The sequence below is a fragment of the Mucilaginibacter sp. GW822-FHT03E02 genome (assembly GCF_058801545.1).
In genome coordinates this window covers 5,820,358-5,844,470 of sequence record NZ_JBXANJ010000001.1, presented here as the reverse complement: position 1 = coordinate 5,844,470, position 24,113 = coordinate 5,820,358, and the positions used below count along the sequence as shown (strand labels likewise).

The window sequence follows — 24,113 nt, the reverse complement described above, 5'->3', positions numbered from 1 at the left end:
TCTATTATGAGTAAAATTGCATTAATCACAGGCGCAACATCGGGCATAGGCGAGGCATGCGCACACGTATTTGCCCGCGAAGGATATAACCTGGTACTTACCGGCCGCAGGCTGGAGAGATTGGAGAAACTGGCCGGCCATTTAAATAAAAAATATGATACGGAGATAGCCATATCGTCATTTGATGTGAGCGACCGTGCCCAGGTGCGGGAAAACCTTGACGGTATACCCGCCCAATGGAAAAATGTTGATGTACTGATTAATAATGCCGGGCTGAGCCAGGGGCTCGACCCGATACAAAACGGTAATATTGATGACTGGGAAACCATGATTGATACCAATGTTAAAGGTTTATTATATGTAAGCCGCATCGTATCAAACTGGATGATTGAAAACGGTAAAGGCCATATTATTAACTTAGGCTCGATAGCAGGCAAAGAAGTTTACCTGAATGGTAATGTATATTGCGCTACCAAACATGCCGTTGATGCCCTAAACAAAGGTATGCGTATTGATTTGCTGCCGCACGGAATCAGGGTTACGGCAGTGCATCCCGGCGCCGTAGAAACCGAGTTTTCGGAAGTGCGCTTTAAAGGAGATAAGGAAAGGGCAAAAAAAGTATATGATGGCTTTGAACCGCTAACAGCACAGGATATCGCCGAAACCATTTGGTTTGTAGCATCGCGCCCGCCCCATGTAAACATCAACGACCTGGTAATTATGCCAACAGCACAAGCCACGGCCGGGAATATATTTAGGAAGTGAGACGGGAAGTTTAGGAAGTGAGACGGGAAGTCGGGAAGTCCGAAGGTAAATCAAAAGATAACTTTATAATACGTAAATAAATCTTCCGGACTTTCGGTCTTTCCAACTTCCGGACTAAAACACGCAAATAAATCTTCCGGACTTTCGGTCTTTTCCGACTTCCGGACTAAAATCAAAATAAATGTCACTAATCACACAAATAGACCAGGATATAAAACTGGCCATGCTGGCCAAACAGCCAGATCGTTTAAGGGGGCTGCGGGCTATAAAATCGGCCTTATTATTAGCCAAAACCGAAAAAGGAGCCGCCGAGGAACTTACCGAAGAGGCTGAAATTAAAGTGCTGCAAAAACTGATTAAGCAGCGTAAAGAATCGGCAGATATTTACCGCACACAAAACCGCGAAGATTTGTACGAAATTGAGATGGAAGAAATGCGCGTAATTGAGCCTTATTTGCCGCAACAAATGACCCGTTTTGAAATTGAAGGATATTTAGAAGAATTAATAGGCCGTATAGGCGCCACATCAACAAAAGATTTAGGCCGCGTTATGGGCATGGCCAATAAGGAGCTTGCAGGCCGGGCCGATGGTAAAACTATATCAGAAGTTGTAAGGCAATTATTAGGATAGTAACGGTTAATCAATATAACGTTAACATCTACATTAATAAATTATTGCTATAATTGTTGAAACTCGTTCGCAGTAAACTAATTTTACGGCGGATTAACACATTTTATATACTAAAACGGGTTTTGGTATAGTTAATTGAAAATTAATACTAATTATTTATATGGATTTCGTGCTTAAAGAGGAACACGGTTTTAGTTACATCGATGAGGGCGAAGGCGAGGTGCTGTTACTACTGCACGGTTTAATGGGTTCATTGAGCAATTGGGATGGCGTGGTTAATCAATTTAAATCAAAATACCGCGTACTAATACCTATATTGCCTATTTATGATATGCCGCTTATTACTACAGGTGTTAAAAGCCTGTCGAAATTTGTGCATAAATTTATCAAGTTTAAAAAGCTGGAGAATATCACGGTGCTTGGTAATTCGCTTGGCGGGCACGTGGCTTTGGTGTATGTTTTGGCTCATCCCGAAAATATAAAGGCGATGGTGTTAACCGGCAGCTCGGGTTTATATGAAAATGCTTTTGGGGGTTCGTTCCCGCGGCGCGAGAGTATTGATTTTGTAAGAGAAAAAGTACAATATACATTTTATGACCCTGCAATTGCAACAGATGAGCTGGTTAATGACGTATACAGGTTAGTAAACGACAGGCATAGCGTTATTAGGCTGCTGGCCATGGCAAAATCGGCCATCAGGCACAATATGAAAAAAGACCTGCATAAAATGGAAATGCCGGTTTGTTTAATATGGGGCAAGGATGATAAAATAACCCCGCCCGAGGTAGCAGTGGAGTTTAACGAATTATTGCCCAATGCCGAGTTGCACTGGCTTGATAAATGTGGCCACGCCCCTATGATGGAGCGGCCCGATGAGTTTAACGTGTTGTTGGGCGCATTTTTAGAAAAAACAAAAGGATAAACATGGTTGCAATTGAGTTGATAGCTAACGCGATACCGCCGGTACACACCTCTGACCCGATACAGAAGGTTTATGACCGCATGGTGGAGTTTCGCGTGCGCCATTTGCCAATTGTAAACGAGGAGCAGTTTCTGGGCCTTATAGCCGAGGATGATATGGTAAACGAAAGCGATAACCAGGTGCCTGTTGGCGCATTGGCCTTATCGCTGGTAAACCCTTACATGTTGGAGGATCAGCATATTTACGATGTTATCCGCCTGTTTTATGAACGCCAGCTTACCATAGTGCCGGTGCTTGATGCCAAGCATAATTACCTCGGGATGATATCTATAAATGCCATTACCGAATATTTTGCCAAAATTACCTCGGTATCGCAGCCAGGCGGTATTATCGTGCTCGAGATCAACAATAAAAACAATTCCCTGGCACACATGTCGCAAATTGTCGAATCGGATAATGCCCAGGTGCTAAGTTCATACGTACAAACCTTCCCCGATTCAACCCGGATGGAGGTAACGTTAAAAATAAACAAGCAGGATATTTCAACTATTGTAGCCACATTCCTGCGTTATGAGTATGATATCAAAGCAACCTTTAACCATACCGACAACAACGATAACGCCCGCGACCGGTACGATTCGCTCATGAATTACCTCAATTTGTAGTTGGTTCATAGATCATGGTTCATAGTTCATAGCAGAAAGTTATTGGTATAACATGATATCATTTGAAAACCGACCATGAACCATGATCTATGAACCATGAACAAATTCACCACCCAAAATGTAAAGCATGAAGATAGCAGTTTACGGCAGGCCATTTAATGAACCTTCGGTTATACCTTATATACAACAGGTGTTTGATAACCTGGCGCTGCACAATGTGGATATTTATGTGCACTTTCAGCTTCATGAGTACCTGCAGGATAAAATAAACGGGGTAAAATACCATGTGTTGCAAGCTACCGACTCGTTAAAGGGTTTTATAGATATTTTTATAACCCTTGGCGGCGATGGCACCTTACTGGATATGGTAACCGTTATCCGCGACTCTGGCATCCCCGTTATCGGTATCAATTTTGGCAGGCTTGGCTTTTTGGCCAGCGTAAATAAAAGCGACATTAACGCGGCTATACACGCCGTGGTAAACAGGGAGTTTACGCTGGATTGCCGCGAACTGCTCAGCATCGAATCAAAAACAAACGTGTTTGGTAATGATAACTTCGCGCTTAATGATGTAACCATTCATAAACGCGATGACGCGGCCATGATTATCACCCACGTGTTTTTAAACGATGAGTTTTTAAACTCCTACTGGGGCGATGGATTGATTATATCAACATCTACCGGCTCAACCGCTTATTCGCTAAGCTGCGGGGGGCCAATCATATTCCCGCAATCAAACAGTATTGTGGTTACCCCGGTATCGCCGCATAACCTTAACGTGCGGCCAATTATATTGCCGGATAACAGTAAGCTATGTTTCGAGGTGGAAACCCGCAGCTCCAAATACCTGGTATCATGCGATTCGCGGATGGCTGTTATGGACGAAACCATGAAATTCCTGGTACAAAAAGCAAACTTCCAGCTAAATTTAATCAGGTTAAATAATGAAAGTTACTTAACCACGTTAAGAAACAAACTATTATGGGGATTGGATGCCCGTAATTATTAATTTTGCTTGATGCCCAAATTTGTACTTTTTGCACTCCTCTTCATATTTTCGTATCATGTACAGGCCCAAACCTGGGAGGTAGGCGGCTCTATTGGCGGTGCAGGCTACATTGGCGATTTAAACCCCGATAACCCGGTTAAAATAAGCGGAGGATCTGCCGGCTTATATGTTAAACGTAATTTTGACGGTTACTTTTCGGCAAAGCTAAACTTTAGCTACGCAAAATTTGGCGCGGCCGACAGTACATCCTCCAGCCAGCAATTTCGCGACCGTAACCTGAGCTTTACCGATGGTGTAATCGAGCTTGCCGTTATTGGCGAATTTAATTTCCTGAAATATATACCCGATGCCGGCCCCAATAAATTTACGCCTTTTATATACGCAGGTATAGGCATTTCTACATATGACCCGCGTACTACTTATAACGGCAGTACAGGATCGCTCAGGCAATTGAAAACCGAGGGCCAGAAAACCCAGTATGGCGATAACGCCATGGTAATTCCGTACGGGATAGGTGTAAAGTACAATATCGGCGGCAAGTTTAGCCTGGCGGCAGATATGGGCTACCGCTACACCTTTACAGATTATCTTGATGATGTAAGCGGTACTTATGCCGATAAAAGCAAATTAACCGGTGTTTCCCGCGCGTTATCGGATCGGTCGGGCGAAAAAACCGGCATCTATATCGGTTCGGCCGGCACCCAGCGCGGCGACCTTAAGCCACGCGACAGTTATTTTATAGTTGGGCTTACCATCTCCTACACCTTTGTTACCCAGCGCTGCTATTTTCAAAATTAAATTTTAATTTAACAATATTTAACAAATTAAATTTTGCTAAAGGTGCAATAAATGATTTTATAGTTCGTTTTGATAATAAAATCGGTATTTAATACTGGTTTTGAATTTTAACCTTAATCTATAATGTCATGGCCGAATTAACTGCTTCTCCCCAAAAATCAGGCGCAGCCCACGGGCGCAAAAAACAAAACCTCAGGGTTGATCTCACCGCAATGGTCGACCTGGCTTTCCTGCTCATTACCTTTTTTATTATGACCACAACCTTGGCCAAGCCGAAAGCGATGGATTTAGTTATGCCTGTGGATGGACCACGCGAAGGAACTCCAGCCAGCCGAAGCCTTACCATTTGCCTCGGTAAAAACAATCAGGTTATGTGGTACCTGGGCGAGTTGAAAAACCCGATAATTCCGCCTACCGTTACCAATTTTAATAACGACGGGCTTAGGCACGCGATAATGGAAACCAGTAAGAAAGTACACGATAAATCTGGTAAAAGTATGATTGTGCTTGTTAAGCCAAGCGACCATTCGGTTTACAGCAATATGGTAAACACGCTGGATGAGCTTAATATTACCCAAATTCCGTCATACGCAATTGTTGATATTGCCACACCCGATATAGATGCCTTAAAGCAAAAAGGTATTTATTAAAATGATATTCAAGTAATTCCACCTAACCTTACACATATCCTTTTGACGGGCATCGCAACCATTTAACCGGTTGTTGATGCCCTTTTTTGCATTTTGGCGATTTATAGATCAAAATAAACAGCTTTATAAAATGCCATTTATGTGTTTTTTATGACATTTGCAGGCATTATTTACAATAACATTATCTTTTATTGCCGCATACTAAAAAAGTACAAAGTAAGTTTTACCTTTGTACCCTGAAAAAACCGGCAACGTGGCATTTAACTATGGCTGTTGACGGCTGATTTATAAAGCGGATTAGTCTAAAAAAACAAATATTTATTAGACATAGCATTGACGACATTTAAAACAAGCATGTCTTTTTTATAGCCATAACACCGGCTTTTGATAATGAGCAATATGGAATATTTGGATCAGATTGATTTGTTGAAACTACCTAAGCACGTAGCTATCATTATGGATGGCAACGGGCGCTGGGCCAAAGAAAAAGGCAAATTACGCGTATTTGGTCACCATAACGGGGTGATATCTGTGAGGGATGTGGTTGAAGGATGCGATAAACTGGGTGTAAAATATATCACACTATATACCTTCTCGTCAGAAAACTGGAACCGCCCTAAGTTTGAGGTAATGGCTATTATGGAGTTAATGGTAAGCACCATCCATAAGGAGATTGCCGGCTTTATGAAAAACAACATTAAGCTTAATGCCATTGGCGATCTGGATTTACTGCCCGCCAAATGTTTAAAAGAACTTAACAACGCCATGGAAACCACTAAGGATAACACCGGAGTGATTCTTACCCTGGCTTTAAGCTACGGCTCGAGGCGCGAGATTTTACATGCTGCCAAAAATATAGCGGCGCAGGTAAAAAGCGGCGAGCTGGAGATTGAAGATATTAACGAAGCTGTTTTTGAACGCAACTTATTTACCAACGATATGCCCGACCCCGAACTATTGATACGTACCGGTGGCGAGTATAGAATAAGCAACTATTTATTATGGCAAATTGCCTATGCCGAATTGTATTTTACAACCAAGCTATGGCCCGATTTCAGGAAGGAAGATTTGTACGAAGCTATACTCGATTATCAAAAACGCGAACGCCGTTTTGGTAAGACCAGTGAGCAGGTTAACTAAATTTTTTCTTTTAACAAATTTTAACAACTGTATAAATTAATTTTAGCCCACTAAAATATTCGAATGTATAAATTTCTTTTTGCTATTCTTTTCACTGTTTTTGGTACTGCGGTACTGGCCCAGGTTTCAAATGCGCCAAGGCCTCAGCTCACCAAACAGATACCGGCCGATAGTTTAAGTTACCTCAATCCGCGCGATTATATTATTGGTGGTATTAGTGTAAGTGGCGTAAAATATCTTGATAAAGACAACCTGATATTACTGTCTAAACTAACCAAAGGCGACCGTATTAACCTGCCAGGCGAGCGTAATGCCGAAGTAATTAAGAAACTATACGAGCAGGGTTTATTTGACGATGTACAGTTAAATATTACCAAAATCAATATGGATACCGTGTACCTGGAGATTGTTGTTGTAGAGCGCCCACGTTTGTCGCGCCTGCATATTACAGGTATCCGCAAAGGCGAAATAGAAGATATCCAGAAAAAGCTAACCGATAAAACGGGTAAAATAGTAAATGAAAATTTACTGAGCACCACATCGGCCATTATCAAAAAGCATTTTAACGAAAAAGGGTTCTTAAACTGTACCGTTACCATGACCCAGCGTAAAGATCCGGGAGATGCTAACAGCGTGATATTAGATGTTAAAATTGATAAGAAAACAAAAGTTAAAATAAACGACGTCATTTTTGAAGGGAATAAAGCTTTTTCACAAGGCGATTTGCGCGGCTATTTAAGCAAAACCCGCAGAAAGCACTGGTATAACGTTTTCGGATCGAAGAAATTTAAACAGGATAAGTACGAAGAAGATAAGTTAAACCTTATCGAAAAAATGCAGGCTAAAGGCTATCGCGATGCCGAGCTGGTAAGCGATTCTGTTTGGAAACACGACGATCAAACGGTTAACGTAAAAATAAAAGTTTACGAAGGCCCTAAATACTACTTTGGCAAAGTAACCTGGAGCGGTAACGCCAAATACTCTGCCGATATATTGGAGCGCATACTGCACGTTAAAAAAGGCGATGTATTTAGCGAAGATGAATTAAACAAACGCTTAAGCGGCCCAACACCAAGCAATGATGACGTTTCATCGCTCTATTTAAATGATGGTTATTTAACCTTCAACGCCGATCCGGTACAAACCAGGGTTTATAATGATACCGTCGACCTGGATATCCGTATCTATGAAGGTCCGCAGTACACCATTAACCGTGTAAGCCTTAAAGGTAATGATGTAACCAACGATAAAGTGGTATTACGCGAAATCCAGACCAAACCAGGCCAAAAATTCAACAAAGAGTTATTGATCCGCAGTGCACGTGAAATTGGCCAGCTGGGTAACTTTGACGAGCAGAAGACCGAGCCTAAGCCAACCAACATCAATCCGCAGGATGGCACGGTAGATATTGTTTATAACGTAGTTGAAAAACCTTCAGACCAGATCGAGCTTTCGGGTGGTTTTGGCGGCGGACAGCTGGTGGGTACACTGGGGCTTACATTCAACAACTTCTCGTTACGTAATATTTTCAACCTTAAAGCCTACAAACCACTGCCAAAAGGCGATGGGCAAAAACTAAGCTTACGTGGTCAGTCAAGCGGCCGTACATACCAAAACTTCTCGTTCACATTCAGTGAGCCATGGTTGGGTGGTAAAAAACCAATTTACTTTGCTTTATCGGCCTATACACAAGGTAGTTCAACAGGGCAGTACTATGCAAAAACAAGCCCTTACTACAATAACCTGCGTATTAATGGTGTTGGTATTACTTTGGGTAAACGTTTAAAATGGCCTGATAACTATTTTCAGCTTAACTACTCATTAAACTTTGACCACTATAACCTGGATAACTATACCGGTTACCTGTTTAGCAATGGTACATCGTTCAACATCAAGTTAACACAGGAATTAACACGTAACTCTATTGATGCGCCTATATTCCCAACACAGGGTTCAAACATTAAGTTTACGGTACAGGCTACTCCTCCATATTCCATGTTTAATAACGTGAACTATAAAGTAGCTACCCCGCAGGAGCGTTACCACTTTGTAGAGTACTATAAATTCAAATACGACGCGCAATGGTTCAACAAAATTGTGGGTAAATTTGTGCTGATGAGCCAGGTAAGGTTTGGCTTCCTGGGTATGTATAATAAAGAAGTAGGCCCGTCGCCGTTTGAGCGCTTTAAATTGGGTGGCGATGGTATGCAGAGCTACCAGTTTTTACAGGGTAGCGAGATCATCGGCTTAAGGGGTTACCAAAACTTTTCGATTGTGCCAGAAGGTTCAAACGAAAATCAAAATAGCAATACAGGTAGCACCATCTATAATAAATACACCATGGAGCTGCGCCATCCGGTTATCGCCAGCCAGTCGGCAACCATATTTTTGTTGGCATTTGCCGAGGGTGGAAACGTTTGGAACAATTTTAGCCAGTTCAATCCGTTTAACGTACGTCGCTCTGTAGGTGTGGGCGCAAGAATATTTTTACCTATATTTGGCTTGCTTGGATTAGATTATGGCTATGGATTTGATAAAATACCGGGCGCGCCTGATGCAAACAGGGGGCAGTTCCATTTTACAATTTCTCAGAGTTTATCCGGCGGATTTAATTAATTTGCACCGCGATATATGAAAAAGATAATTTTAGTAGCCTTTTTAACGTTAACTGCATTTGCCGGGGCTTATGCACAACGTGTTGCATATGTAGATTCGGATTATATATTGAAACATATGCCCGAATACGCGTCATCGCAAAAACAATTGGCCGCTTTGTCTGATCAATGGCAAAAAGAGGTTGATGGCCGTTTCCAGGAAATTGACCGTTTATATAAAGCCTACCAGGCCGACCAGGTGCTGATGACGGCCGATATGAAAAAACGCCGCGAGACCGAAATTGTAGATAAGGAAAAAGCAGCCAAAGATTTTCAGCGTCAAAAATTTGGACCTGATGGCGAGCTTTCACAAAAAAGTACCTCATTGGTTAAACCAATTCAGGATAGAGTATCTAAAGCTGTACAGGCAGTAGCCGAAAGCAATGATTTAGATATCATTTTTGATAAAAATAGCGAGGTAATTATGCTGTACTCAAACCCAAGGTTTGATAAAAGTGCAGAGGTGATAACCAAATTAGGGCTTAAGCCCGGCGTATTAGCCAAATAAATTTAAAAGTAAAATAAACAGAACAAAACTATTATTAAAACAGGACAAGAAAAAAATGAAAAAACTATTTAAAGTTGCTTTAGTTGCAGTAGGAATGATATTTGCCGGCAACTTTGCCAATGCGCAGACCAAAATTGGCCATATTAATTTTAATGCGGTTATTGATGCTATGCCCGAAACCAAAACCGTTTCGGCCCAGATTCAGGCTTACCAAAAAACCTTTATTGATGTACTTACCAACATGAACAATGAGTACACTACAAAAGGTACCGATTTTCAAAAAAATCAGGCTACTATGACCGATGCCGTACGCAGCCAAAAAGGTGCCGAGTTACAGGATATGCAAAAACGCATGTCTGATTATCAAACAGACGCTCAGCAAAAAGTTGAAGCTAAAAAGAACGAATTAGGCAAACCACTTTTTGATAAAGCTACTGCCGCAGTACAAGCTGTTGCCAAAGAAAAAGGTTACGCTTATGTATTGGATTCATCACAGGTTAGCCTGTTGGTATCGCCAGATGCCGACGATTTAATGGCAGCTGTAAAATTGAAATTAGGTTTAAAATAATATCAACCTTTAGTCATTTATAAAAAAGCGCTCCGTACTACGGGGCGCTTTTTTTATGTTTGTATATGCACAATCAACCTATAGGTATTTTTGATTCGGGCTTTGGAGGCCTTACGGTTTTTAAATCAATCATCAGCCAGCTGCCTGGTTACGATTATCTTTACCTGGGCGACAATGCCCGTGCACCTTATGGTAACCGCTCATTTAAAACCATTCATGAATATACCTGGGAGTGTGTGCAATGGATGTTTGCACAGGGTTGCCCACTGGTAGTGCTGGCCTGCAATACCGCATCGGCAAAGGCATTGCGCACCATTCAGCAGCAGGATTTAAAAAAAGCCGACCCCACAAAGCGCGTATTAGGCGTTATAAGGCCTACTGCCGAAATCATTGGCAATTACACCAAAAGCAAACAAATAGGCGTGCTGGGCACCAAAGGAACGGTACAGTCGGGCTCATACCTTATCGAAATACAAAACTTTTTTCCGGATGTGAAAGTTTACCAGCAGGCCTGCCCGCTTTGGGTGCCGCTGATAGAGAATGGCGAGTATGATCAGCCGGGCGCCGATTATTTTGTGAAGTTATACCTTGACGAAGTAATGGCGCAATCGCCGGCTATTGACACTATCTTGTTAGCCTGTACCCACTATCCTATTATCCAGGGTAAAATTGAAGCGTTGTTGCCCGCCCATGTTAAAGTGATTGCCCAGGGCGATATTGTAGCCAAAAGCCTGGTTGACTACCTCCATCGCCATCCCGAAATAGAGACCAGGCTCAGCAAAAACGGCACCAACCAGTTTTATACCACCACAGATGATACCGCCGATTTTGATCATCACGCATCGTTGTTTTTCTCGCAACCTGTGAAATCGACTTTCATTTCGGCTAATGATTTGGTTACGTGTAAGTGAGCAGGTATGGGCTGAAGGTAAGTGACATCTTCAAACTTTCAACTTCCCAACTTCCTAAATAATCTGCACATTTGCATAACTGCAAATTTGCACATCTAAAAATTATGATCCACAAAAAAACAAGAAAATATATCCCGGCTACGCTTGACATTAAATGGGAAACGCTTGAACCGTTTTACAAAGAATTATTGGACCGCCCCATAAACTCGGCCCAGGAACTGGAAAAATGGCTGCATGACAGGAGCGAACTGGAAGCCGCTTTAGAAGAAGATTCGGCCTGGCGCTATATTCGCATGACCTGCGACACCACCAGCGAAGAGCTGTTGCAAAGCTTCCAGTACTTCGCTACCGAAATTTCGCCCAAAATAGCGCCTTACGATAACGGATTGAATAAAAAACTGGTTGCAAGTCCTTATATCGACCAATTAGACGGCGAAAAGTATTTTGTATTTTTGCGGGCAATAAAAAAAAGCTTAGAGCTTTTCCGCGAAGAGAATATCCCGGTACAAACCGAGATCCAGGTGGAGCAGCAAAAATACCAGTCGATAACCGGTGCTATGTCGGTTCATATTGATGATAAGGAATATACCCTGGAGCAGGCATCGGTATTTTTAAAAGGCACAGATCGCGCTAAGCGCCAGGAAGTTTGGGAAAAGATAACCGGCCGCCGTTTACAGGAAAAAGACACACTGGATACCCTTTTTGACCACCTGCGTAAACTTCGTCATAAAGTGGCGCTGAATGCAGGCTTCGAAAATTTCAGGGATTATATGTTCCAGGCATTGGGCCGTTTTGATTACACGCCGCAGGATTGCTATGCATTCCATGAAGCAATCGAAAAGGAGATTGTTCCTATCCTGCACGAACAGGCCGAAAAACGCCAGAAAGCGCTTAATTTACCTGCTTTAAAACCATGGGATATGGATGTAGATGTATCGGGTAAGCCGGCACTGAAACCGTTTCAAAATGGAGCCGACCTCATCGAAAAATCAATCCAGTGTTTTAGTAACATTAACCGATACCTGGGCGAGCGTTTAGAGATCATGAAGGATAATAACCTGTTTGATGTAGAAAGCCGCAAAGGCAAAGCACCGGGCGGTTACAACTACCCGCTATCTGAAACCGGCGCACCTTTTATTTTCATGAATTCGGCCAACACCTTCCGCGATTTAACCACCATGGTACACGAGGGCGGGCACGCGGTACATACCTTCCTTACTGCCGACCTGGAGCTGAATGATTTTAAACATTGCCCATCCGAAGTTGCCGAACTGGCTTCTATGTCGATGGAGCTGATCTCGATGGATAACTGGAATGTTTTTTTTGATAACGAAGAAGACCTGAAACGCGCCAAACGCGATCAACTGTTCGACGTGTTAAAAACCCTGCCGTGGGTGGCCGTGGTAGATCAGTTTCAGCACTGGATTTATACCAACCCCGACCATACCGATACCGACCGACGCACCGCCTGGATGGAAATTTATGAGCCATTTGGCGCCGGTTTTGTAGATTGGAGCGAACATCCCGATGCCGAAGCAAACCTATGGCAAAAGCAATTGCACATTTTTGAAGTGCCGTTTTACTATATTGAGTATGGCATGGCCCAGTTAGGTGCTATCGCGGTATGGAAAAACTATAAAGAAAACCCCGAAAAAGGCTTACAGCAATACCTGGATGCCCTGAAACTTGGCTATACCAAAACCATCAAAGAAATTTACGAAACCGCGGGAATTAAGTTTGATTTCAGCGCTGAATATGTGAAAGAACTGGCCGAGTTTGTAAAGGGCGAGATGGATAAGATTGGGTAAAAGAGTTCTTATTAAAACCGTCATTGCGAGTATCCATTAGGCAAAACCTAAAAAGAATCGTTATGACGTGTAACGGATATAGTTAAACGAATGTTCTAAACATCCGTCATTGCGAGGCACGAAGCAATCTCCTACATGCTAAGTCCTCATAGCTCGGGATTGCTTCGTACCTCGCAATGACGGTAGTTTTATACTGACAGTCAATAACTTACAAACGCATCATTGTAAGACATTGATTATCAAATTTATCTCTCCCAAGGTAGAAATCGCATAATTGCGTCTCCTTCATACAAATCATACAACGTTTGTCCTATATTATTGCAGCAATACAACAGGGCAAGGTTAACGCGCATGACGCGCAACAACATCTAAATACCTGTTTATATACCTGTAGCTTGCTTAATGCATTAAACATATCTTATTTTTATGCCAACCAATTGCTAAACACTTGAAATCAGCTAAATCACTTTTAGTCCGCTTAACCGCCATATGCCTGTTTATCGGTGCTTGCCAAAATATAGCCCCGCTGTATGCCCAATCGCTGCCCGTTTGGAATGGCGCTGCCGAGGCGGATGAATCCGGAGATTGGCTGGTTAAACCCTCACTTGAAAAAGCTGCCATATACCAAACTGCCGACGGCAAAAACATTATTTTATACAATGGCTTACTAAAGCGAAGCTTCCGCATTACGCCCAATGTTGCCTGTTACGATTTTACTAACCTGCAAAACCATCAGCAGTTATTACGTTCGGTAAAACCCGAAGCACGCATCCAGGTAAATGGCAAAAGCTATAACGTTGGCGGCCTGTATGGTCAAAAGGAAAATGCCTACCTGGTTCCCGGTCAGCTGGACGAGCTTAAAGCCGATGATAAGGATTTCACATTCAGCCATTACCAGATAAGCCACATCAAAACTATCATCAACTGGAAAAGTGATGACTGGTGGGCCACCAATAAAAAACAGGCTACCGGCAAAACAATCACGTTTGTTTACCAATCGGCACTTCATGATTTAAAAGACATTGTTGTAAACGTACATTACAGCATTTATGATGGCCTGCCGCTTATCAGTAAATGGGTTAGCATTCAAAACCAGTCGACAGGCAGCATTACAGTTGGCCAGGTAGCTAACGAAATACTGGGCATGGTAGAAGAAGAAACCGCCGTAGTTGGCAGCACAACCCAAATGCAGCCGCCGCGCGGCATTTACTTTGAAAGCAATTACGCGTTTAACAATGCCATGCGCTACATTCTTAGCGACCAAACCACGCACTGGAAGGCCGACCCAGCCTACACATCGCAGGTTAACTATGATTATCAAACACCTTGCCTGCTTGAAGTGTATCCCGAAAGGGTATTTGGTGTACAGCTAAAGCCTGGCGAAGATTTTACATCAATACAAACCTATGAATTGCTGATGGATAGTTATGACCGCGAGCGCCGCGGCCTGGCCATACGCAAAATGTACCGCACCATCGCACCCTGGGTTACCGCCAACCCTATTTTCATGCACCTGGTAAGCAAAAACGACGATGAGGTACGCACCGCCGTTGATCAATGCGCAGCAACTGGTTATGAGGCCTTGATTATGAGCTTTGGCAGCCAGATAAACCAGGAAGATACCACTATACAAAATTTAAACCGGTGGAAAACACTGGCCGATTACGCGCATAGTAAAAATATTAAAATTGGCGGCTATTCGTTGTTCAGTTCCCGGCGCATAAGTGATTCGGATGATGTTATCGATCCAAAAACCGGCAAACCGGGCGGCGCACTTTTTGGTAACGCACCTTGTTATGGCAGTAAATGGGGACTGGGCTATCGCGATAAAATTAAAAAGTTTTATGCTGCAACCGGTTTTGATATCTGGGAAAACGATGGCCCCTACCCTGGCGATGTCTGCGCATCAACCACTCATCCGGGCCATAAAGGTTTAGAAGATAGCCAGTGGCAACAAATGGCTATTCAAAAAGAACTGTACCACTGGCTAAACAACCGGGGTGTTTATATTAATGCCCCTGACTGGTATTTTTTAGATGGCACCAACAAAATTGCCATTGGATACCGCGAAGTGAATTTTTCGCTTTCACGCGAGCAGCAGGTGATACTGAACAGGCAAAACATTTTCGATGGGCTTTGGAACGAAATTCCATCAATGGTGTGGGGGTTTGTGCCACTTACCAAATACCAGGGAGGCGGCCCCGAGGCCGTGCTTGAACCACTAAAAGATCATCTAAAGGATTATAAAGCCTTAATGGTGCAATATTATGGCGCAGGGGTGCAGGCCTGCTATCGCGGCCCGCGTTTGTACGATAGCCCTGCAACAAAGCAAACCGTAACCGGAGTAATTAATTGGTATAAAAAGTATCGCGACATTCTTAACTCAGATATCATTCATTTAAGACGTGCCGATGGGCGCGATTGGGATGGCATTATGCATGTAAACCCTCAGCTACCGGTTAAAGGGCTTGTGATGTTGTATAATCCGCTGAAACAAAAAATAACGAGGACCATCAAAGTACCGCTTTATTACACGGGGCTTACGCAATCGGCAACATTTTTGGAGCAGGGAAAATCGAAAATCAACGTAAAACTTAACCGCGATTATACCGCCAAATTAACTTTTACAATAGATGCCGAAAGCTATACCTGGTATTTGATAGACTGATAATACCATCGGCACAACTAATTAGAAAAATCAGTTCATAAGTTAAACGGGGTTAAGCACGTATTGGATTAACAGGCAATTATTGTTATAGCGCTTTTGAATTACTCATTAATCACCATTATCCAACCAATTAAAAAACAAGCAATTACCATTTCGTCATTATCGTCAAAAAACGTCATTACTGATTATTTTTAAAACTGTTTGCTCTTTTTATAGTTAAACAATCTATGAAAAAGACAATTTTAAGTTTAAGCTTCGTCCTGTTTGCGACTTTAGGTTTTAGTCAGGTACTTAAACCCGTAAAGATTGATAGTTTGGTTACGGTCTCTTTACCAGCAAGCTTTACCAAGAAAGATACATTAGGTCAACAAATTTTTCAGGGTACCGCCGCCCTCGGATTTATAAGTGTAATACGCGCTCAAAACGCAACCAACAACAAGCCGCTGAATAAAGAACGGGACCTGAAAAAGGTATTTAATACTTTTGCCGATGGCGTCAGGAAACAATCGCGTAATGGTAGTATCATGAACCCGCGCGACACTACCATTGGCAACCTGGAAGCACGGGTGTTTACCCTAAGAATTGATAACAGCGGATCGACCGGCGAAGCGGCCCAGTTAAGAAAGTTTATTTTGTTATACACCCAGGATGTAACATATACTTTTGAATACTATTATCCCGAAGCCAGGACCGAGCTTGCCAAAGCCGAGCTAAACGAATTTTCGAACTCGATTAAAGTAGCGCCCGATTTGAAACGTAACGACCAGTATATTTCAAACGCAAAAGGTTTATCAACCCCAGTGAAAGTTGGGCTATATGGCGGGCTGCCACTCATTATTATTATTGTACTGGTAACCATCCGACGCAAAAAAAGGCTTGCTGCCGAAGGGTAATTATTTAAAAACTGTTTTAATTAACCCGGTACGCCATTTTTCGGAATGAATAAACTGCTTGTTTTCCAGCCAGGTAAGCCACAAAACAGTAACTATCACCCCGATAGCCGAACCACCTATAACATCTTCAAAAAAGTGCTCGGTAAGGTACATTCTTGAATAGCCAATTAATATGGCCATGAGTAAGGCTGGGATACCCCAGCCTTTTTTTGTTGCCAGGTAGGCCAGCACCACCGCTGCCGAAAATGCACTGGTAGTGTGCCCCGAAGGAAAACTATTATACGTTAATATTTCTACTCCTTTAACTGTATGTACAGGTGCCCATTGGTCTTTAAAATATAAACTGGGCCTTGGTGCATCGGCAAAATATTTAATTACCTGGGCCACAAACCCGGTTAAAAGATAGCTTGATGCCAGCAGCAGGAATTTACGATAGCTAAATAGTAGAAAAATCAATGAAAGTGTAACCGCAGTAAGGCCGTCGCCAAGGTCGGTCATGTAGGGTTCAATATAGTCGGCCCAGGGGCTGTTCCAGCCGTTTACCGCAAAAAAAATCTGCTCGCGGGTATATAGCAGTTTGATAACCAAACAGGCACACAAAACAATCAGGTAAAGTAAAAAAAATGGCCTTATCCTGTATAAAACATCTCGTACCCCTATCTTCATGATGCAAAGTAAGCATATACTTATCTAATGCAAAAAAATGATTATGTTTGGGAATAGGTTGCACTTATTATTTAAATTAAATGTCGAAAAGCATATTTCGTAAAAAATCGGTCTCGAAAATATTACATGATGTTGAATGCGGTTTCAGCGATAGCGAACATCCCGGCACAGTAAACTCCCAGCTAAAAAAAGAATTAAACGTAAAAGATTTAACCCTGATGGGGATAGCCGCCGTAGTTGGGGCAGGCATTTTCAGCACCATTGGCGAAGCCTCTTTTCACGGAGGGCCGGCTGTTTCACTTTTATTTATTGTTACTGCCGTTACCTGCGGATTTTCGGCACTATGCTATGCGGAATTTGCATCGCGCATACCGGTAGCGGGCAGCGCCTATACTTACGCCTATGCTTCTTTTGGCGAGCTGATAGCCTGGATAATTGGTTGGGATTTATTGATGGAATATGCCATTGGCAACATTGCTGTAGCTATATCATGGAGTGAATATTTTGTAAACCTGCTTGAAGGTTTTAATATTCATTTACCTAAATACCTTACTATGGATTATGTTTCGGCCTTAAGAGGGCACGAAGCTGTAACCAAACATGGGGCAGTACTTGCAGATATTGCCGACAGGCTGAAAGCGGGGGCTATTGCCTGGGATAATGCACCCGGTTTAGGTAATTTTAAGCTGATAGCCAATTTGCCGGCCCTGGGAATTGTCTTTATTATTACCTACCTGGTTTATATTGGTATCCGCGAAACAAAAAAGGCAACCAATGCCATGGTAATCCTAAAGATACTGATTGTTATTGCCGTTATTGTAGTGGGCTTTTTTTACGTTACCCCGGCCAACTGGCACCCATTTATGCCTAATGGCTTTGGCGGTGTTATGAAAGGCGTTTCGGGTGTATTTTTTGCTTATATCGGGTTTGATGCTATTTCGACCACGGCCGAGGAATGCGAAAAACCGCAGCGCGACTTACCACGCGGTATGATATATTCCCTTATTATTTGTACCGTTTTGTATATCCTGATAGCGCTGGTACTTACCGGCATGGTAAGTTATAAAGACTTGCAAGTGGGCGATCCGCTGGCTTTTGTATTTGCTAAAGTTGGCTTGCATAAAGTAAGCTACGTGATATCCATAAGCGCGGTAATAGCAACGGCAAGCGTACTATTAATATTCCAGTTAGGGCAACCCCGTATCTGGATGAGCATGAGCCGCGATGGTTTACTACCAAAAGCGTTTTCCCGCATTCACCCTAAATATCATACACCCGCCTTTGCCACTGTAATTACAGGTTTTGTGGTGGCAATACCTGCCTTATTCATGAACCTTACCGAGGTTACCGATTTAACAAGTATAGGCACCTTATTTGCCTTTGTACTGGTTTGTGGCGGTGTTTTATTACTTCCGCGCGAAGAGGCGGTTAAAGGCAAATTTCATTTACCATACGCCAATGGCAAATACATAGTGCCATTGATAACTATCATTATCCTGGGCTCGATAGTTTACTTTAAACCCGCCCCCCAGGTTGAAATGATGCAGTTTAAGAAACTGAGAGAAAAACCCGCCATTATTGACGCCCTTAATGCAGCCGAAATAAAGGCCGTATACGCTTCTGTTGTTAAACTAAACACCGGCACCCCTACCCTTGCCGACACTGCTTCACAAAAAAAATATTTTAAAGACCTGGAAGAAGATAGATTTAACAGCGCGTTACGGGCAACACCTATCAGCGAGCTAAAAAAATACCATGTTGGCTTTGATGGCTTCCTGTACAATTTCCCTAATTATCTGTTCTTTATTCTCATTATTATAATTGCTGTATATAGCTTCCTCAAAAACTTCTCGCTGATACCCGTTTTAGGGCTCATGAGCTGCTTTTACCTCATGACCGAGCTTGGCTACACCAACTGGCTACGGTTCCTGATATGGCTGGTAATAGGTTTGGTTATTTACTTTACCTACAGCTACAAAAACAGTGTATTAGGTAGGGAGGCTAAAACCGCCTAACCAATAACCTTATGTGGATATGTCCCATTTGTAGCCGCGAATTTGGAAATACCAACCAGGTACACTCCTGTCGCGAACGTAACCTGGACGATTTTTTGAATGGCAAATCTGCCCATACGGTTGAGTTGTTTGATCTCCTGGTGGAAGAGTTTTTAGCCATGGCCCCTATAAAAGTTTATCCTACTAAAAGTATGATAGCACTTGGCCTGCGCACAAATTTTGCCTACGTGACCCAATTAGGTAAAAACTTTATTGATGTGGTTTTTCCGTTTAATGAAATATATGCCGATAACCTCTGCTTCAGCAAAATAAAAACGGTACCGGGCACTAACCAGCACAATCATTATTTCCGGATGTATTTTAAAGAGGATATTAATGAGGAAGTGAGGGAGTATATGAAACTAAGCCTCACCCAAACCCTCTCCAAAGGAGAGGGCTTTTGATTTGCAGGGTTGGTTTCGGCGCATCCCGTTCAAATAATAGATTCTGATTTCATGACTAACATATAATCGGTTCAATTAGTTCCATGAGTAAAAACGATGTAAATATTACCGGTAATAAACGCAAATGGCAAGGGTTCGAAACTGCCGACCTCCTTTTATGGGAGATCCTTAAAGAGAATTCAAAGGCAAACAGGCTACGCCCTACCCAAGCAGAAAACATGATGTAGCAGCTTTTAAGGAATAATAAAACCGGCTATAAAATAAGAAGGCAGCATGCCATTAATGGTTATATTGCTGATTTTGTTTGCTTAGGGAAAGGATTGGTCATTGAAGTAGACGGCGGATATCATCTGTTTACCAAGGAACAAGACGATTTAAGAACGGCAGTTTTAAATGAATTAGGTTTTGACGTCATAAGATTTGCTAATGACCAAGTATTAAGGTATCCTCAAAATGTGTTTCTGAATATCAAAGAAGTATTAGATAAACAACCCAACAGAAAAATTTAGTCAGACCTCTTCCCTTGGTATTGGTTTGGGTTTAAAAGCTTGAATTTTAGAAAAATACGTGGTGTTCTTAGAGGTATATTACGCGTTTAGTAAGAACCCTCTCCTTTGGAGAGGGCAGGGTGAGGCTTCTTCCCCACAATCCATTTCTGCAACTTCCAGGTAAGATATGCTGAGCCAGCGCCAACTATTGCCCCGCCCAAAACATCACTTGGGTAGTGCACGCCCAGGTACATTCTTGAATAGCCTACCGCGCTGGCAAATGCAAACGATGGCGCTATAACGTACCATTTAGGAATGGCCAAACTTAAGGATGTAGCTGTCGAAAATGCAAAAGCAGTATGCCCCGACGGGAATGACGGGTCTGTTGGATATTCTTTGGCATATATCACATCCGGGTGGGTAACAAAAGGCCGCTCGCGGTTAAATATTTTTTTTGCTGCAAAAGTTGCGCTACCGGCAACAATAAACGAAGCGGCTGTTTGCAAACCGCTTATTTTAAGGTTATCATCGTGGTTAATATAGCCGGCAACAACTAAACTTATCGGGGCGGCTACGTTTACTATAACAGCTTTATCGCTTATAAATTTCCATTTACTATCGGCACCACTTGGCGGCCCGTTAATAGCTTTAAGCAGGTTAAGATCGGCGCCCTGGGCAAATAAACCAGTTGCAAAAAACAGGGCTAATAAGGTTAATTGTATCTTTTTGTTCACAGGATATTACTTCAGCTTTGTAAATATGTGAAAACAATCTGTAGTAATACTGAATTTATTTACCTCACCCTACCCTAACCAAAAAGAGAAAGTTCAAAAAACCAGGCGTTAACCTTCGTCACGACAATGATACTTAGAAAAAATCAGCACAAAATAGCTATAAACAATAAAGCCTCCCCAACAGGAAGGCTTTATTTAAATGTTCTATTTAGTAAAAAACAGCTACAAATCCGAGCGTTCTCCTTGGAGATAGCGGGACGAGTCCTAATTTACCCTATGAATTTCAATGGCATCAGGTATCGATAACATTAACGGCACTTTTTCAACCGTAACAAAGCTTAAATCCAGGCCAAAGCCACGTTCTTCCGAAAGGCTTAAATGCTTCAGGTAAACATAAAAATCCATAATAAAGCGCTCATAAAATGATAAGCTGTGCGAGCGGGAGAAAATTTTCTCGATCACCACAAACCTAAAATCACCTACAATTTTATGCTTATTTAATGATTTGTAGTGGCTGGTGATATCAACTTCGCCTTTCTTAACCAGGTCTTCAACCACTTTACGGAACAGCAGGTTAATTTGCTGCTCAACCCGGAAACCCAATTTAAAATCGATACGGATCAGTTTATTAGGAATCAAAAAGTCAACTTCATATTCGCGTTTGTAAGGCTCATCCACCACATCAACGTGAACCAACCAATACACATCGGCCCGCTTTGGTTGCTTCTGTAAAATGGAGTAAACTATTTTCGATTCAATTTCCGAGTTAAAATTAGCGCTGGTTAAGTACACCAGTTGCGATGCGTATTTAGGCACGCTTTCATCAGCGCTCAACTCGTTAATGATGTTGTAATAATCATCAATTCCAACAAATTTAACATAACGGTTCCTGATCTTACGGGCAGTGTGCCATGTCCACATCACCGTGAACAATACAAAGCCTATCGAAAGTGTAAACCAGCCACCATGCAAAAACTTAACCAGGTTACCCGTCAGGAAAGTACCTTCAATAACCAGGTAAATTGCCAAAAATGTATTGATGATGTAATTTGGCACCTTTTTCCTTTTCAGGAATTTTGATACCAGTATAGTGGTCATCAACATGGCTACAGTGATACTTAAACCATAAGCTGCCTCCATTTTATCCGAATGGCGAAATATTAGCACTACACCCAAACAGCCGGCCCAAAGCAGCCAGTTAACACTGGGCACATATAATTGCCCTTTTTGCTCAGATGGATAATTGATTTTCACTTTTGGCCAAAGGTTAAGCCTTACAGCCTCGGCAATCAGCGTGAACGATCCCGATATCAACGCCTGGCTGGCAATAATAGCGGCTACGGTAGCGATACCGATACCAAATATCAAAAACCATTCCGGCATTATTTTATAAAAGGGGTTGTTCACGTTAAGGTCCATCACCGATCCGTTACTTTGCAACAACCAAACCGCCTGGCCAAGGTAGTTTAGAATTAAACACGCTTTAACATAAATCCAGCTGATGCGGATGTTTGATTTCCCGCAATGCCCCAGGTCTGAGTATAACGCTTCGGCCCCGGTAGTACACAAAAACACGGCCCCCAATATAATAAACGCGTTGTGGCTATTTGTTGAGCTTAATAATTCATATGCGTAGTAAGGATTAAGCGCCCTAATGATGCCTGGCGAATGTACGATATAGGAGATACCAAGTACGCCCATCATGGTAAACCAGATAAACATAATTGGCCCAAATGCCTTACCTACCAGCGATGTACCAAATTGCTGTATAATAAACAGCCCGGTAATAATGGCTATCACTATTTTAACAGTAGGTAAATTGGGGTAATAGGTTTGCAAACCCTCAATAGCCGACGATATGGTTATGGGCGGCGTAATAATACCATCGGCAAGCAATGCACAACCACCTACAACGGCAGGTACTATAAGCCATTTGGCTTTACGGCGCACCAACGAGAACAGCGAGAAAATGCCACCCTCGCCTTTGTTATCGGCGCGCAATGTTATCACCACATACTTTAGGGTAGTTTGCAGGGTTAACGTCCAGAAAATAAGCGAAACTCCGCCTAATATTAATGTTTCGGAAATGTGGTTGGTGCCAACAATGGCCTTGAATACGTATAATGGCGAGGTACCAATATCACCGTAAATTATTCCTAAACTGATGAGCAGGCCGGCTGCCGACAGTTTTTGCAGATCTTTATGATTTGACACTATGTGTTAGTTTGAGACGGCAAAAATATTAATTTTTTACATTTCAAAGTCAAATTATCAAGAGTTCATGAATAATTCAGAAGTTTTTTATAAAAAACGCAAAAATTCAGGCTATTTATAGATCAATAATGAAGTAATTGAAACCCAATGAGGTATAATCACTAAATATTAATAAATCAAATAAAAAAAACGCAAAAAGCTATCTTTTTGAATTCCTTTAATAAATGTATAAAAAACACTATTTCAATCAAACTTAAATAAGGATTAAACGTATAAGGGTTTAGTCAGTCTATACTATAAAACAGTCCTCATTGTTAAATTTTGTTAAAAACATTAACAAAAACGTCAATATCTTAGGCCATGAGGGCATTATTTATACTTTTGTACGGAAACATAATAATGAGGAGAAAAATTACTTACCCTTTTACTTACACATATGCATGGTCCGTATTAATTGCGATGGCAATTTTTATGAATTTTGCATTTGCCAAAGGGGTTACGTCTCCTCAAAAAGCCGATGCTAATAAATTAAAAAGCGATACCGTTTATCACGTAACCAAAACTAAAGGCGGTAAACCTTCTTACCTGAAAAATGGACTTCACCTGGCACTGCCACCATTGAAACCGGCAGTAACATCAACAGCGAAAGTAAATGTATCACGGCCTGATGACAAATTGTTAAATGATGTGCAGCTATACCCCAACCCGGTAACCGATCAGCTTAATCTTAAATATACCATAAGCCGCAACACCAATGTTACTGTTAAAATAATGGATGTTTTAGGCAACGATATTACCACCGTATTTAACCAGCGCGTTGAAGGCGGCGACCATAACATAAACTACCAAATTAATAACAAGCTTACCCGGGGCTTTTATTTTGTACGCGTAGTAGCTGGTACCGAATCGGTTATCAAACGCATTTCTGTTTTATAGTCATTAGTCATTAGTCATTAGTCATTA

23 protein-coding genes and 1 pseudogene are annotated in these 24,113 nt (G+C 42.0%); 21 read left to right on the top strand and 3 right to left on the bottom strand.

The genetic code is table 11. The features are described from left to right. Positions 1-6: 6 nt before the first annotated feature. The 16 genes from AC1RM2_RS24295 to AC1RM2_RS24220 all read left to right on the top strand — a co-directional run bounded on the left by AC1RM2_RS24295 (position 7) and on the right by AC1RM2_RS24220 (position 16,590). Positions 7-765, top strand: a complete 759-nt coding sequence (locus AC1RM2_RS24295; RefSeq protein WP_492987705.1) for an SDR family oxidoreductase — start codon at positions 7-9, stop codon at positions 763-765. Between the two features lie 181 nt (positions 766-946). Beyond that, positions 947-1,396, top strand: a complete 450-nt coding sequence (locus AC1RM2_RS24290) for a GatB/YqeY domain-containing protein (protein WP_492987704.1) — start codon at positions 947-949, stop codon at positions 1,394-1,396. 160 nt (positions 1,397-1,556) lie between these two features. Next, the gene (locus AC1RM2_RS24285; RefSeq protein WP_492987703.1) at positions 1,557-2,318 is read left to right on the top strand and encodes an alpha/beta fold hydrolase; all 762 of its coding nucleotides are present in this window, start codon (positions 1,557-1,559) and stop codon (positions 2,316-2,318) included. A 2-nt stretch (positions 2,319-2,320) separates the two neighbouring features. Then, positions 2,321-2,983: a CBS domain-containing protein gene (locus AC1RM2_RS24280; RefSeq protein ID WP_492987702.1), complete on the top strand. Its 663-nt coding sequence runs from the start codon at positions 2,321-2,323 to the stop codon at positions 2,981-2,983. Between the two features lie 127 nt (positions 2,984-3,110). Further along, entirely contained in the window at positions 3,111-3,992 is an 882-nt protein-coding gene (locus AC1RM2_RS24275; protein WP_492987701.1) for an NAD kinase, read from the top strand. Positions 3,993-4,001: 9 nt separating this feature from the next. Then, the gene (gene porG / locus AC1RM2_RS24270) at positions 4,002-4,790 is read left to right on the top strand and encodes a type IX secretion system protein PorG (RefSeq protein WP_492987699.1); all 789 of its coding nucleotides are present in this window, start codon (positions 4,002-4,004) and stop codon (positions 4,788-4,790) included. Between the two features lie 128 nt (positions 4,791-4,918). Continuing rightward, positions 4,919-5,440 (top strand): ExbD/TolR family protein, encoded by a 522-nt coding sequence (locus tag AC1RM2_RS24265; protein WP_492987698.1) that lies wholly within the window; start codon positions 4,919-4,921, stop codon positions 5,438-5,440. Between the two features lie 399 nt (positions 5,441-5,839). Continuing rightward, positions 5,840-6,580, top strand: a complete 741-nt coding sequence (gene uppS, locus AC1RM2_RS24260; RefSeq protein ID WP_477355683.1) for an undecaprenyl pyrophosphate synthase — start codon at positions 5,840-5,842, stop codon at positions 6,578-6,580. Between the two features lie 63 nt (positions 6,581-6,643). Beyond that, positions 6,644-9,196 carry an outer membrane protein assembly factor BamA gene (gene bamA, locus AC1RM2_RS24255; RefSeq protein WP_492987697.1) on the top strand — a complete coding sequence of 851 codons (2,553 nt, stop codon included), beginning with the start codon at positions 6,644-6,646 and terminating at the stop codon, positions 9,194-9,196. A gap of 15 nt (positions 9,197-9,211) precedes the next feature. Next, positions 9,212-9,742 carry an OmpH/Skp family outer membrane protein gene (locus AC1RM2_RS24250; RefSeq protein WP_492987696.1) on the top strand — a complete coding sequence of 177 codons (531 nt, stop codon included), beginning with the start codon at positions 9,212-9,214 and terminating at the stop codon, positions 9,740-9,742. Between the two features lie 55 nt (positions 9,743-9,797). Then, a complete protein-coding gene (locus AC1RM2_RS24245; RefSeq protein WP_492987695.1) occupies positions 9,798-10,310 on the top strand; it encodes an OmpH/Skp family outer membrane protein in 513 nt (170 codons plus the stop codon). A gap of 65 nt (positions 10,311-10,375) precedes the next feature. Further along, positions 10,376-11,221 (top strand): glutamate racemase, encoded by an 846-nt coding sequence (murI, locus tag AC1RM2_RS24240; protein ID WP_492987694.1) that lies wholly within the window; start codon positions 10,376-10,378, stop codon positions 11,219-11,221. A gap of 104 nt (positions 11,222-11,325) precedes the next feature. Further along, positions 11,326-13,029, top strand: a complete 1,704-nt coding sequence (locus tag AC1RM2_RS24235) for a M3 family oligoendopeptidase (RefSeq protein WP_492987693.1) — start codon at positions 11,326-11,328, stop codon at positions 13,027-13,029. A 231-nt stretch (positions 13,030-13,260) separates the two neighbouring features. Beyond that, entirely contained in the window at positions 13,261-13,401 is a 141-nt protein-coding gene (locus AC1RM2_RS24230; RefSeq protein WP_492988272.1) for a glycosyl-4,4'-diaponeurosporenoate acyltransferase CrtO family protein, read from the top strand. Between the two features lie 76 nt (positions 13,402-13,477). Next, positions 13,478-15,697 (top strand): alpha-galactosidase, encoded by a 2,220-nt coding sequence (locus AC1RM2_RS24225; protein WP_492987691.1) that lies wholly within the window; start codon positions 13,478-13,480, stop codon positions 15,695-15,697. 227 nt (positions 15,698-15,924) lie between these two features. Beyond that, the gene (locus tag AC1RM2_RS24220) at positions 15,925-16,590 is read left to right on the top strand and encodes a hypothetical protein (protein WP_492987690.1); all 666 of its coding nucleotides are present in this window, start codon (positions 15,925-15,927) and stop codon (positions 16,588-16,590) included. Here the strand turns inward: AC1RM2_RS24220 and AC1RM2_RS24215 are convergent, their stop codons facing one another. After that, positions 16,591-17,256 (bottom strand): phosphatase PAP2 family protein, encoded by a 666-nt coding sequence (locus AC1RM2_RS24215; protein ID WP_492987689.1) that lies wholly within the window; start codon positions 17,254-17,256, stop codon positions 16,591-16,593. A gap of 80 nt (positions 17,257-17,336) precedes the next feature. Here AC1RM2_RS24215 and AC1RM2_RS24210 point away from each other — a divergent pair, with 80 nt between their 5' ends. The 4 genes and pseudogenes from AC1RM2_RS24210 to AC1RM2_RS24195 all read left to right on the top strand — a co-directional run. After that, complete coding sequence (locus tag AC1RM2_RS24210) at positions 17,337-19,271, top strand: amino acid permease (RefSeq protein ID WP_492987688.1); 1,935 nt, start codon at positions 17,337-17,339, stop codon at positions 19,269-19,271. A gap of 11 nt (positions 19,272-19,282) precedes the next feature. Then, positions 19,283-19,714, top strand: coding sequence for a DUF5655 domain-containing protein (locus AC1RM2_RS24205; RefSeq protein WP_492987687.1), 432 nt, complete (start codon positions 19,283-19,285; stop codon positions 19,712-19,714). Between the two features lie 83 nt (positions 19,715-19,797). Further along, positions 19,798-19,941, top strand: a complete 144-nt coding sequence (locus tag AC1RM2_RS24200; protein ID WP_492987686.1) for a hypothetical protein — start codon at positions 19,798-19,800, stop codon at positions 19,939-19,941. 18 nt (positions 19,942-19,959) lie between these two features. Further along, positions 19,960-20,223, top strand: a pseudogene (locus AC1RM2_RS24195) (endonuclease domain-containing protein); the annotation flags it as partial. Between the two features lie 86 nt (positions 20,224-20,309). Here AC1RM2_RS24195 and AC1RM2_RS24190 read toward each other — a convergent pair. Continuing rightward, positions 20,310-20,936, bottom strand: coding sequence for a phosphatase PAP2 family protein (locus AC1RM2_RS24190; protein WP_492987685.1), 627 nt, complete (start codon positions 20,934-20,936; stop codon positions 20,310-20,312). Positions 20,937-21,200: 264 nt separating this feature from the next. After that, positions 21,201-23,150, bottom strand: coding sequence for a KUP/HAK/KT family potassium transporter (locus AC1RM2_RS24185; protein WP_492987684.1), 1,950 nt, complete (start codon positions 23,148-23,150; stop codon positions 21,201-21,203). A 471-nt stretch (positions 23,151-23,621) separates the two neighbouring features. Between AC1RM2_RS24185 and AC1RM2_RS24180 the strand changes: the two genes are divergently transcribed. Beyond that, positions 23,622-24,086 carry a T9SS type A sorting domain-containing protein gene (locus tag AC1RM2_RS24180; RefSeq protein ID WP_492987683.1) on the top strand — a complete coding sequence of 155 codons (465 nt, stop codon included), beginning with the start codon at positions 23,622-23,624 and terminating at the stop codon, positions 24,084-24,086. Positions 24,087-24,113 lie beyond the last annotated feature (27 nt).